This window comes from Ramlibacter sp. AN1133 (assembly GCF_037890035.1).
Lineage (GTDB): Bacteria > Pseudomonadota > Gammaproteobacteria > Burkholderiales > Burkholderiaceae_C > Ramlibacter.
This window is the reverse complement of sequence record NZ_JBBKTQ010000026.1, coordinates 65,125-76,900: the sequence shown is the minus strand read 5'-3', so window position 1 is coordinate 76,900 and position 11,776 is coordinate 65,125. Positions and strand designations below refer to the sequence as shown.

11 protein-coding genes are annotated in these 11,776 nt (G+C 70.5%); 9 read left to right on the top strand and 2 right to left on the bottom strand.

The features are described 5' to 3' along the window. The first annotated feature begins 161 nt into the window (after positions 1-161). From lpdA to WG923_RS25535, 3 genes are all read left to right on the top strand, one after another. Positions 162-1,592: a dihydrolipoyl dehydrogenase gene (lpdA, locus tag WG923_RS25545; RefSeq protein ID WP_340353833.1), complete on the top strand. Its 1,431-nt coding sequence runs from the start codon at positions 162-164 to the stop codon at positions 1,590-1,592. A gap of 129 nt (positions 1,593-1,721) precedes the next feature. Further along, on the top strand, positions 1,722-2,819 hold the full coding sequence (gene zapE / locus WG923_RS25540; RefSeq protein ID WP_340353832.1) for a cell division protein ZapE: 1,098 nt from the start codon (positions 1,722-1,724) through the stop codon (positions 2,817-2,819). Beyond that, positions 2,816-3,463 (top strand): hypothetical protein, encoded by a 648-nt coding sequence (locus tag WG923_RS25535; protein WP_340353831.1) that lies wholly within the window; start codon positions 2,816-2,818, stop codon positions 3,461-3,463. Before zapE ends, WG923_RS25535 begins: the two co-directional genes overlap by 4 nt. A 128-nt stretch (positions 3,464-3,591) precedes the next feature. Here the strand turns inward: WG923_RS25535 and WG923_RS25530 are convergent, their stop codons facing one another. Beyond that, positions 3,592-4,356 carry a PP2C family protein-serine/threonine phosphatase gene (locus WG923_RS25530; RefSeq protein ID WP_340353830.1) on the bottom strand — a complete coding sequence of 255 codons (765 nt, stop codon included), beginning with the start codon at positions 4,354-4,356 and terminating at the stop codon, positions 3,592-3,594. A gap of 70 nt (positions 4,357-4,426) precedes the next feature. Between WG923_RS25530 and WG923_RS25525 the strand changes: the two genes are divergently transcribed. Continuing rightward, positions 4,427-4,630 carry a YdcH family protein gene (locus WG923_RS25525; RefSeq protein WP_340353829.1) on the top strand — a complete coding sequence of 68 codons (204 nt, stop codon included), beginning with the start codon at positions 4,427-4,429 and terminating at the stop codon, positions 4,628-4,630. Positions 4,631-4,698: 68 nt separating this feature from the next. Continuing rightward, complete coding sequence (locus WG923_RS25520) at positions 4,699-6,723, top strand: ATP-dependent DNA helicase (RefSeq protein ID WP_340353838.1); 2,025 nt, start codon at positions 4,699-4,701, stop codon at positions 6,721-6,723. 139 nt (positions 6,724-6,862) lie between these two features. Here the strand turns inward: WG923_RS25520 and WG923_RS25515 are convergent, their stop codons facing one another. Further along, entirely contained in the window at positions 6,863-7,642 is a 780-nt protein-coding gene (locus WG923_RS25515) for an outer membrane protein assembly factor BamD (protein WP_445322978.1), read from the bottom strand. Between the two features lie 56 nt (positions 7,643-7,698). On the opposite strand from WG923_RS25515, the gene WG923_RS25510 reads away from it, so the two are divergent. The 4 genes from WG923_RS25510 (at position 7,699) to ndk (ending at position 11,773) form a co-directional block, all read left to right on the top strand. Further along, a complete protein-coding gene (locus WG923_RS25510) occupies positions 7,699-8,727 on the top strand; it encodes an RluA family pseudouridine synthase (RefSeq protein WP_445322979.1) in 1,029 nt (342 codons plus the stop codon). A 127-nt stretch (positions 8,728-8,854) separates the two neighbouring features. After that, positions 8,855-9,598 (top strand): SMC-Scp complex subunit ScpB, encoded by a 744-nt coding sequence (scpB, locus tag WG923_RS25505; protein ID WP_340353828.1) that lies wholly within the window; start codon positions 8,855-8,857, stop codon positions 9,596-9,598. A 3-nt stretch (positions 9,599-9,601) separates the two neighbouring features. After that, positions 9,602-11,110: a pseudouridine synthase gene (locus tag WG923_RS25500; RefSeq protein WP_340353827.1), complete on the top strand. Its 1,509-nt coding sequence runs from the start codon at positions 9,602-9,604 to the stop codon at positions 11,108-11,110. A 237-nt stretch (positions 11,111-11,347) separates the two neighbouring features. Further along, the gene (gene ndk / locus WG923_RS25495; RefSeq protein WP_340353826.1) at positions 11,348-11,773 is read left to right on the top strand and encodes a nucleoside-diphosphate kinase; all 426 of its coding nucleotides are present in this window, start codon (positions 11,348-11,350) and stop codon (positions 11,771-11,773) included. The last annotated feature ends 3 nt before the right edge of the window (positions 11,774-11,776 follow it).

Below are 11,776 nucleotides of genomic sequence, written 5' to 3'. Positions count from 1 at the left end.
TGGCGGGGGGTGGGGGGGGGGGGGCGCGCCCCGCCCCCCCCCCGCCCGGGGGGGGGGGGGGGGGGGGGGCCCCCCGCTTCGTGCGCGCTGACCGCCCCGTAGCGCCCCCTCCCTAGCCCTCCCCCGGAGGGGGAGGGAACAAGACAAAGAAACCTTCTCCCATGGCCAACAAACAATTCGACGTCATCGTTATCGGCGGCGGCCCCGGCGGCTACATCGCCGCCATCCGCGCGGCGCAGCTCGGTTTCAACACCGCCTGCATCGACGATTGGAAGAACAAGCAGGGCGGGCCCGCGCCGGGCGGCACCTGCACCAACGTGGGCTGCATCCCCTCCAAGGCGCTGCTGCAGTCCTCCGAGCACTTCGAGCACGCCGGCAAGCACTTCGGCGAGCACGGCATCGGCCTGTCCAACCTGAGCATGGACGTGGCGAAGATGCTGGGGCGCAAGGACACCGTCGTGAAGCAGAACAACGACGGCATCCTGTACCTGTTCAAGAAGAACAAGGTGTCCTTCTTCCACGGCCGCGGCTCCTTCGCCAAGGCGCTCGAGCAGGGCTACGAGATCCAGGTCTCCGGCGCCTCGCAGGAAACCCTGGTGGGCAAGCACGTGATCGTGGCCACCGGCTCCAACGCCCGCGCGCTGCCGGGCGTGCCCTTCGACGAGGAGCTGGTGCTGTCCAACGACGGTGCGCTGCGCATCCCCACGGTGCCCAAGAAGCTGGTGCTGATCGGCTCCGGCGTGATCGGCCTGGAAATGGGGTCCGTGTGGCGTCGCCTCGGCTCCGAGGTCACGGTGCTGGAAGCGCTGCCGACCTTCCTCGGCGCGGTCGACGAGCAGATCGCCAAGGAGGCGAAGAAGGCCTTCGACAAGCAGGGCCTGAAGATCGAACTGGGCGTGACGGTGGGCGAGGTCAAGCCGGAAGGCAAGGGGCTGTCGGTCGCCTACACCGATGCCAAGGGCGGTGCGCAGAAGCTGCAGTGCGACAGGATGATCGTGTCGATCGGCCGCGTGCCCAACACCAACGGCCTCGACGCCGAGGCCGTGGGCCTGAAGCTGAACGACCGCGGGGCGATCGAGGTCGACGACGAATGCCGCACCAACCTGCCCAACGTGTGGGCCGTGGGCGACGTGGTGCGCGGCCCGATGCTGGCGCACAAGGCGGAGGAAGAGGGCGTGGCGGTGGCCGAGCGCATCGCGGGCCAGCACGGGCACGTGAACTTCAACACCGTCCCCTGGGTGATCTACACCAGCCCCGAGATCGCATGGGTGGGCCGCACCGAGCAGCAGCTCAAGGCCGACGGCGTGCAGTACAAGGCGGGCACCTTCCCGTTCATGGCCAATGGCCGGGCCCGCGCGCTGGGCGACACCACCGGCATGGTGAAGTTCCTGGCCGACGCCAAGACCGACGAGATCCTGGGCGTGCACATCGTGGGCCCGATGGCCAGCGAGCTGATCTCCGAAGCCGTGGTGGCCATGGAATTCAAGGCCTCCAGCGAAGACATCGCCCGCATCTGCCACGCCCACCCGTCGCTCTCCGAAGCGACGAAGGAAGCGGCGCTGGCCGTCGACAAGCGAACGCTGAATTTCTAGATGCGGACTTCCGGACGCAGAGGACGCAAAGGGTACGCAGAGGACGCGAAAAAGGATATTTCCTTGATGGCTGTTCTTTTGCGTTCTCTGCGTACCCTTCGCGTCCTCTGCGTCCGGTAGTTTGCCTTCATGTCCGTCCGAGCAGTCTACGAACAGGAACTCAAGGCCCGCGGCTACCAGGCGGATCCGGCGCAGTTGCGCGGGGTGGCCGCGCTGGAGCGGTGCGCCGCGGAGTGGTCGGAGTACAAGGAGCAGCGCTCCAATGCGTTCAAGAAGCTGATCAACCGCCCGCCCATCCCGCGCGGGGTGTACATGCACGGCGGCGTGGGGCGCGGCAAGAGCTTCCTGATGGACTGCTTCTTCCAGGCCGTGCCCCTGGTGCGCAAGACGCGCCTGCACTTCCACGAGTTCATGCGCGAAGTGCACCGCGAGCTCGCCGAGCTGCAGGGCACCGTCAATCCGCTCGATGCGCTCGGCGCGCGCATCGCCAGGCGCTACCGCCTGGTCTGCTTCGACGAGTTCCACGTCGCCGACATCACGGACGCGATGATCCTGCACCGGCTGCTCGTCGCGTTGTTCGACAACGGCGTGGGCTTCGTCACCACGTCCAACTTCCGCCCCGACGACCTGTACCCGAACGGCCTGCACCGCGACCGGCTCCTGCCCGCCATCGACCTGCTCAATGACCGGCTGGACGTGATCAGCGTCGACAACGGCACCGACTACCGCCGCCGCACGATGGAGCAGGTGAGGCTCTACCACACGCCCCTGGGCGCGGCGGCGGACGCCGAGATGAACGAGGCCTTCACGCGGCTGGCCGAGTCGCACGACGAGAACGCGACGCTGCACATCGAGCACCGCGAGATCCGCGCGCGGCGCAAGGCGGGCGGCGTGGTGTGGTTCGACTTCAAGACGCTGTGCGGCGGGCCGCGCTCGCAGAACGACTACCTCGAGATCGCCACCCAGTTCCACACCGTGCTGCTGAGCGACGTGCCGCGCATGTCCGTGCGGCTCGCCTCGGAGGCACGAAGATTTACCTGGCTGGTGGACGTCCTTTACGATCGGCGTGTCAAATTGATCCTCTCGGCGGCCGCCCCCGCGGAGGAGCTGTACACCGAAGGCCCGCTGGCGCACGAATTCCCGCGCACCGTGTCGCGCCTGGTGGAGATGCAGTCGGCCGAATTCCTCGCCCTCGAACACCGCACCGTCGACACCCGCCTCACATGAAAGCCCTGCTCGCCCTTGCCCTCGCGCTGCTGGCCGTGGCGCCGCTCCACGCCGGGGAAGACCAGGCCGAGCGCGACCGCATCAGGATCGAGCGCGCCGCGATCGATGCCCGGTTCGCCGAGGAGCAGAAGGCCTGCCGCGCCCGCTTCGCGGTCACCGACTGCGTGCAGAGGGCCCAGCGCGAGCGCAATGCGGCCCTGGCCGACCTGCGCCGGCAGGAGCGCGTGCTGAACGAAGCCGAGCGCACGCGCCGCGCCGCCGAGCGCCGCAAGGACATCGAGCAGCGCAGCTCGCCCGAGAAGAGGGCGCAGGACGAGGAGCGGCGCCGCCAGGCCGTCATCGAACAGAAGGAGCGCGAGGCCCGCGCGGCCGACAAGGCGCAGAAGAAGTCCGAGGAAGACGCGAAGAAGGCCGCCAAGGGCCCGCGCGAGCCCAGGGCCGCCGCCGGCCCGCACGGCCCGCAAGGCAGCGCACGCACGCCGCAGGCCCCCAAGGCGCACGGCCCGAGCCCGGAGGAAGCCGCCAAGAACCGAGCCGCCCACGAAGCGCGCCTGCGCGCCGCCGAGGCGCACAACGCGCAGTTGCGCGAACGCGTGGCCAAGCGCAAGAAGCCCGCGGCCTCGGACCTGCCGATTCCGCGATAGGCGGCTCGCAGGCTGGCGGTGGAGCGCAGCGAAACCCCAGCGATGCGCGAAAGCGCTGGGGTTCCGGGGCTCTCGCCCCCTCACCACCAGCCTACGGAATCGTCCCTTCCGCCACGGGATCGGCGCCCTCAGCTCCCCAGCGGCTCCAGCTTCACGATCACCAGCGACAGGTTGTCGCCGCCGCCCTGTCCGCGCTGGCGCGCCTTCTCGATCAGGAACTCGGTCGCCTCGCGCGGCGACAGCGAGGACAGCACCGAGCCCAGCTCGTCCGAGCTGAAGTAGTGCCACACGCCGTCGCTGCAGGCCAGCAGGGTGTCGCCGGGGCGCAGCTGCTGGATGTGGTGCAGGTCGGCGGGCGGGTCCTCCTCGGCGCCGAGGCAGCCCATGAGGATGTTGGACTGCGGGTGCACGTTGGCCTCGTCCTCCGTCAGCTCGCCGCGGTCCACCAGCGTCTGCACGTAGGAGTGGTCCATGGTGCGCTTCACCAGCTTGTTGCTGTGGAAGTGGTAGATGCGCGAGTCGCCCGCGTGCACCCACCAGCATTCCCCGCTGGGGTTGATGATGAAGGCGGCGATCGTGCTGTGCGGCTCCTGCTCCGCGGAGATCGCGGTCAGCTTGATGACGAGGTGCGACTCCTGCACCATCTGCTTGAGCAGCGAGGGCGTGTCGTCGTGCTCGGGCGAATAGCGCTCGAACAGCTGCTTGCAGGTCATCATGACCTGGTCGGAGGCCTTGCGTCCGCCGCTGCGGCCGCCCATGCCGTCGGCCACCACGCCGAGCACGCAGCCGTTGATGCGCGGATGCGAGATCAGCGCGATCTGGTCCTGCTGGTATTCCCGGTCGCCCTTGTGGATGCCGGTGGACGCCGTGAGGCGGTAGCCTTTGCTGCTCATGTGGCTCGATTGTTGCCTTCGAAAGACGTATTATCGAACCGATCCCTGCAGCGGCGCCCCGCTTTCGACCTTGGATACCAACCTGCACTCCCCCGAACGGCGCCTCATCGAGCTGCGCATGGAGCACGCCGACCTCGACGCGCTCATCGACCGCGCCGCCACCGAGTCCCCCGTGGACGAACTGATGATGCGCCGCCTCAAGAAGCGCCGCCTGGCGTTGCGCGACCAGATCGCGCGGCTCGAGCTCGTGCTCGATCCCAAAGAACCCGCGTGATGACGGACTCGGCAGGCGCGTGGCCTGCAAGCCACGCCGAGGCCGCGCGCGAGGACACATCGGCCTGGATGCAGCACCGGCGCGAGGGCCTGGAGCAGCTCACGCGCGAGGCCTTCGTCGCCAGCGGCGCCCTCGCGCAGGCCGCCGAGGCCTTCCGCGCGCGCAGCGGCCAGACCGAGATGGCCGCCGCGGTGGCGCGCACCATCGAGCAGGGCGGCGCCCTGGTGGTCGAGGCCGGCACCGGCGTCGGCAAAACCTTCTCGTACCTCGTCCCCGCGCTGCTCAGTGGCGAACGCGTGCTGCTGTCCACCGCCACCAAGACCTTGCAGGACCAGTTGTTCGGGCGCGACCTGCCGCGGCTGGCGCAGGCGCTGGGCCTGCCGGTGCGCATGGCCTTGCTGAAGGGGCGCGGCAGCTACCTGTGCCTGCACCGGCTCGAGCTCGCGCGGCAGGATGCGAGCCTGCCCGATCGCACCGCGCTGCGCACGCTGGCGAAGATCGAGCAGTGGGCCCAGGGCACGCGCACCGGCGACCTGGCGGAGATGCCGGGGCTGGACGAACGCTCACCGGTGTTGCCGCTGGTCACGTCCACGCGCGAGAACTGCCTGGGCTCGCAATGCCCGAAGTTCCGGCAATGCCACGTGAACGCCGCGCGGCGCGAGGCGCTCGCCGCCGACGTGGTCGTGATCAACCACCACCTGTTCTTCGCCGACCTCGCCGTGCGCGAATCGGGCATGGCGGAACTGCTGCCCACCGTGCGCGTGGTGATCTTCGACGAGGCGCACCAGCTCAATGAGACCGGCGTGCAGTTCCTCGGCCACCAGCTGGGGACGGGCCAGGTGCTCGATTTCGCCCGCGACGTGCTGGCGGCCGGCCTGCAGTTCGCGCGCGGCCTGGCCGACTGGCAGCAGCTCGCCGCCGGCGTCGAGCGGGCCGCGCGCGATCTGCGGCTGGTGGTGGGTGGCGGCCATTTCAGCACCCGATTGCGCTGGAGCGGCGATGCGCCCGAGGGCGTGGACCCGCACGAATGGGGCGAGGCGCTGGGCGCCCTCGCGGGCGCGCTCGAACAGGCGGGGGAAGGCCTGGCGGCGGTCAAGGAGGTCGGGCCCGACTTCGTGCGCCTGCACGAACGCGCGCTGGCGCTGGCGCAACGCGTGCGCGCCTTCGCGCGCGAGGCGCAGCCGGGCTCGGTGCGCTGGGCCGATGCCGCAACCAACCTGCGCCTGGTGGAGTCGCCGCTGGACATCGCCGAGGCGGTGCAGCAGAAGCTGCTCAAGACCGGCGAGGAACGCGACGAGGCCGAGCGCCAGCGCGCCTGGGTCTTCACCTCCGCGACGCTGGGCGACGACGCGCGCCTGTCGTGGTTCACCGAGCCCTGCGGGCTGGCCGAAGCGCAGGTGCTGCGGGTGGCGAGTCCGTTCGACTATCCGTCGCAGGCCGCGCTCTACATCCCGCGGCAGATTCCGGCGCCCAAGGACCCCGGCCACAGCGCCGCGGTGGCCGCGCTGGCGCAGCGTGCGGCAGGCCGCATCCGCGGCCGCACGATGGTGCTGACCACGACGCTGCGGGCCCTGCGCGCCATCGGCGAGCAGCTGCAGGCGCGCTTCCAGGGCTCGGGCGAGCTGGAGGTCCTGGTGCAGGGCCAGGGGACGAAGCGCCGCCTGATCGAGCGCTTCCGCGAAGGCGCGGACCATGGCCGGCCGGGCTGCATCCTGGTCGCCTCGGCTTCCTTCTGGGAAGGCGTGGACGTGCCGGGCGAGGCGCTGCAGCTGGTGATCATCGACAAGCTGCCGTTCCCGCCGCCGGGCGACCCGCTGGTGGAAGCGCGTTCGCAGCGCCTGGAATCGCAGGGCCGCAACCCGTTCAACGACTACTTCGTGCCGGAAGCCGCGGTGGCGCTGAAACAGGGCGCCGGCCGCCTGATCCGGCGCGAGACGGACCAGGGCGTGCTGGTGGTGTGCGACACGCGGCTGGTGCAGATGGGGTATGGGCGCCGCTTGCTGGCGGCGTTGCCGCCGATGCGGCGGCTGCAGGACGAGGCGCAGTTCGAGGAGGCGCTGGCTTCGCTGGCGCCGTCGGAGGGCGGCTGGTAGGCTGGTGGTGGAGCGACAGCGAAACCCCAGCGTTTCGCTGCGCTCGCGCGACGCTGGGGTTCCTTCGTCACCGCCAGCCTACGAAATGCGCAACGCCGCAATGACAAAGGGCCGCGTCAGCGGCCCTCGTTCATCGGATTCACCAGAGTCGCCACCACGGCCGCTGCCCCACCCGCGTCCCGGCGCCCCCGAGGTACGCGCTGTTCGGATAGTTCTTCTCCAGCACCCGCCGTGTATCGTCCCGCAGCTGCGCCATGCCCAGCGCATCGTACGAGCGCATCAGGATCGCCAGTGCTTCCTCCAGCGCCGGCACGTCGCGGTAGTCCGCCAGCGCGCTCTGCGCCCGGTTGATCGCCGCCACGTAGGCGCCGCGGCTGTAGTAGAAGCGCGCCACGTGCACCTCGTACTGGGCGAGCGAATTGACGATGTACGTCATGCGGGCCCGGGCGTCCGGCGTGTACTTCGAATCGGGAAAGCGCGTCGTGAGCTCGCGGAAGGACTCGAAGGACTCCTTGGCCGCTTTCTGGTCGCGCTCGGACAGGTCCTGCTTCGACAGGAAGGCGAACATCCCGAGGTTGTCGTTGAAGTTCACGATGCCCTTGAGGTACAGGGCGTAGTCGAGCGCGGGGCTGGCGGGATGCAGCTTGATGAAGCGATCGAGCGTGGCCAGCGCCTGGGCCTGGTCGCCGGCCTTGTAGTGGGCATAGGCGCGGTCCAGCTGGGCCTGCTGCGCCAGCGGGGTGCCGGCGGCGCGGCCCTCGAGCTTCTCCAGCAGCGGGATGGCCTTGTCGTAGGAGCCGCCGCTCATTTCGTCCTTGGCCTCGGCGTAGAGCTTGTTGGGGCTCCACGTGGCCGTCTTGTCGTCGTCCTTCAGGGAGGAGCAGCCTGCAAGCAACGCGGCGAGCAGGACCGGGACCACGGATAATTTCGCCTTTACGACCACGCGCAACTCTCTTTCACCAAGGGCGGATCATTATAGCGAGCGACCCCTTCCAGCCCCCTTCCGAGGACCTGCTGGACGAACCCGGCGCCGAGGCGGAAACCCGGGCCTTCACCATCACCGGAGACCTGCACGGCGAGCGCCTCGACCGCGCGCTGGCGGCGCTGGTGCCCGGCTTCTCCCGCAGCTACCTGCAGCAGCTGATCGAGGAGGGCGCCGTGCGGCTGCGCGGCGTGGCCAGCCTCAAGGCCTCGCAGAAGGTGCGCGCCGGCGAGGCCGGCGAGATCGACCTGCGGCCCACCCCGCAAAGCCAGGCCTTCCTGCCCGAGCCGCTGCCCCTGTCGGTGGTGCACGAGGACGAGCACCTGCTCGTGATCGACAAGCCCGCCGGCCTGGTGGTGCATCCCGCGCCCGGCAACTGGAGCGGCACGCTGCTCAATGCGCTGCTCGCGCGCGACACCGGTGCCCGCATGCTGCCGCGCGCCGGCATCGTCCACCGCCTGGACAAGGACACCAGCGGCCTGATGATGGTGGCGCGCACGCGCAGCGCGATGGAGCGCCTGGTGCAGATGATCGCGGCGCGCGAGGTCTCGCGCCAGTACATGGCGCTGGCGCACCGCCCCTGGGAAGGCCAGGCGCAGCGGCGCGTGGAGGCACCGATCGGCCGCGACCCGCGCAACCGCCTGCGCATGGCGGTGGTCGATCCGCAGCGGCACCCCGGCAAGCCCGCCGCGACGGTGTTCCACCGCATGCAGCAGGCGCAGGCGGGTTGCGCGGTGCTGTGCACGCTGGAGACCGGCCGCACGCACCAGATCCGCGTGCACCTGGCGCACATCGGCCATCCGCTGGTGTCGGACCCGCTGTACGGCGGCGGGCCGGTCGCGGGGCTGGCACGGCAGGCGCTGCATGCCTTCCGGCTGGCCTTCGTGCATCCTGTCACGGGGATGCCGCTGGTGTTGCACACGCCCCTGCCGCCGGACCTGCGCGCCGCGTGGGCGGCCTGGGGCCTGCGATACAATGAATCCGACTGGCTCACGGGCCAGCCAAGCGCGGCGGCAGCCTGATGGCCTGTCCCGCCCGGCCAGCGCGCGGCGCGTTGCCTGCAAGGGCGACGCCGCGGCGACCCAGAACAAAGCCCCAGGCAGACCCAGGCACCGCGCCGGATGGCGCCTCTTCCAGCACGACGACACGATGAATACGGCGGATGCCAGGCGCGTCCTCGAAACCGCGCTGATCTGCACCCAGCAGCCGCTGCAGGTGCGTGAGCTGCGCGTGCTGTTCAACGACGAGCTCGGGGCCGACACCATCAAGGAGCTGCTCGGCCAGCTGCAGGACGAGTGGGCCCAGCGCGGCGTCGAACTGGTGTGCGTGGCCAGCGGCTGGCGCTTCCAGAGCCGGCCCGAGATGCGCGAGTACCTCGACCGCCTGCACCCCGAGAAGCCGCCCAAGTACACCCGCGCCACGCTGGAGACGCTGGCCATCATCGCCTACCGCCAGCCGGTGACGCGCGGCGACATGGAAGACATCCGCGGCGTCACGATCAGCTCGCAGATCCTCAAGCAGCTCGAGGATCGCGGCTGGGTCGAGGTGATCGGCCACCGCGAGGCGGCCGGCCGCCCCGCGCTGTACGCCACCACGCGCCAGTTCCTGGACGACCTGGGCATTGCCTCGCTCGACCAGTTGCCCGAGCTGCAATCGCCCACCCAGGGCGACCGCAACCCGTTCGGCGCGCTGGTGGAGGCCGCCGAGCCGCCGCCCGAACCCTCCCTGGACGACACCCCCGAACTGCCGCTGGAAACGTCCGGGGCGGGCGAGCCGCAGCCAGACCTCCTGCAGACCCCGCAAGCCGCCGACCCTGGCGCGCCCGAGCCCGCCACCGGCGCCAGCGAGGCCGGCATCGGCGACCGGGATGCCGAGCAAGCCATCGAGACCTGAAGCATGAACGAAGCCACCGAAGCCATGGCGCGCGCGCCGTCCGACGACGAGGGGCAGGACGCCGTCCCGCGCGTGCCCGAGGCCGATGCGGCGCCGGCGTCCCCGCCCGACGAGGAGAACGACGCGCCCGCGGCGGAAACCGCCGACGACGACGGGGACGACGAGGACGATGCGCCGCCGCGGCGCCGCAGCCGCGAGGAAGCGGAGCAGGGCCCCGAGGCGGTTGCTCCCGCCGGCGAACCCGGCGACCGCTTCGAGGACGTCGTCACCGGCCGCTTCGACGCCGAGGTGGAAGCGGAAGACGCGGCTGCGCCCAAGCGCGTGCTGTCCCCGCAGCCCGAGACGCCCAAGCTGCACAAGGTGCTGGCGCAGGCCGGCCTCGGCTCGCGGCTGGAGATGGAGCAGCTGATCATGGAAGGGCGCATCTCGGTCAACAACGAGCCCGCCCACATCGGCCAGCGCATCCAGTACGGCGACCAGATCAAGGTCAACGGCAAGCCGATCCGCGTGCGCATCGCGCCGCCGCCGGCGCGCGTGATCGCGTACCACAAGCCCGTCGGCGAGGTCGTGACGCACGACGACCCGCAGAACCGGCCGACGGTGTTCCGCAAGCTGCCCAAGCTGCAGCAGGGCAAGTGGCAGTCGGTCGGCCGGCTGGACCTCAACACCGAGGGCCTGCTGCTGTTCACGAGCTCCGGCGAACTGGCCAACCGCCTCATGCACCCGCGCTTCGGCCTGGAGCGCGAGTACGCGGTGCGCGTGCTGGGCGCGCTGAGTTCGGAGGAGCGGCTGAAGCTCCTCGAAGGCGTGCAGCTCGAGGACGGCCGGGCCGCCTTCGGCACCATCGACGAGGGCGGCGGCGAAGGCTCCAACGTCTGGTACCGCGTCACGATCAACGAAGGCCGCAACCGCGAGGTGCGGCGCCTGTTCGAGGCGGTGGGCCATGCCGTCAGCCGCCTCATCCGCATCCGCTACGGTGCCATGGTGCTGCCGCGGGGCCTCAAGCGCGGCGCCTTCATGGAGCTGGACGAGCGCGACATCGAAGCGCTGACGCGCGCGGCCGGCGTGCCGGGGCTCGGCCGGCCGGAGAAGGGGGGCCGCGACCGTGGCGAGGGCCGGGGTGGCGAAGGTCGGGGCAGCGAAAGCCGTGGCGGCGATGGCAGGGGCGGCGACGCCCGTGGCGGACGCAACAAGCGCCGCGGCGGCCCCCCGCGCGGCGACGGCCCGCGGCCCGCCGGCGGCCCGGCGGCCCGCCAGCCCGATCCCCTGGCCCGCGGCGGCACCCTGGGTGGCGGCCAGGGCGGTGGCCAGGGCCGGCGCAAACCGGGCGGCGGCGGTAGTGGAGGAGCGGGCGGGGGCGGCGGCGGCAGCAACCAGCCGGACCCGATGAAAACCTCCTTCGGCTACATCGGCGCCGACAGCTTCAACCGCCAGCGCCGCCAGGGCAGCCCCACCGGCACCGGCAAGCGCCGGGGCGGCGGTGGCGGTGGTGGTGGCGGCCGGGGCCGCTGACCTGAAAGCGGACTTCCGGACGCAGAGGACGCGAAGGGTACGCAGAGGGCGCAAAAGAACAGCCATCTGGAGTGGTCTTCTTTTTGCGTCCTCTGCGTACCCTTCGCGTCCTCTGCGTCCGGCTGTTCGGTTTTCACCCTGCCGAGGCAGGCCCGCTCGCCGCAGGCTAAAATTGCGGGCTTTGCCGAACTTTCCGCTTCCGGCAAAACCCTAAAAGACCAACCCCAGGAAACTTACATGGCCATCGAACGCACCCTCTCCATCATCAAGCCCGACGCCGTGGCCAAGAACGTGATCGGCCAGATCTACGCGCGCTTCGAAGCCGCAGGTCTCAAGATCGTCGCCGCCCGCATGGCCCACCTGTCGCGCCGCGAAGCAGAGCAGTTCTACGCCGTGCACAAGGAGCGTCCCTTCTTCAAGGACCTGGTGGACTTCATGGTCTCCGGCCCGGTGATGATCCAGGTGCTGGAAGGCGAGGGCGCGATCGCCAAGAACCGTGACCTGATGGGCGCCACCGACCCGAAGAAGGCCGCCGCCGGCACCATCCGCGCCGACTTCGCCGACAGCATCGATGCCAACGCCGTGCACGGCTCCGACGCCGCCGAGACCGCGAAGAACGAAGTCGCCTTCTTCTTCCCGGCGATGAACATCTACGCCCGCTAAGGG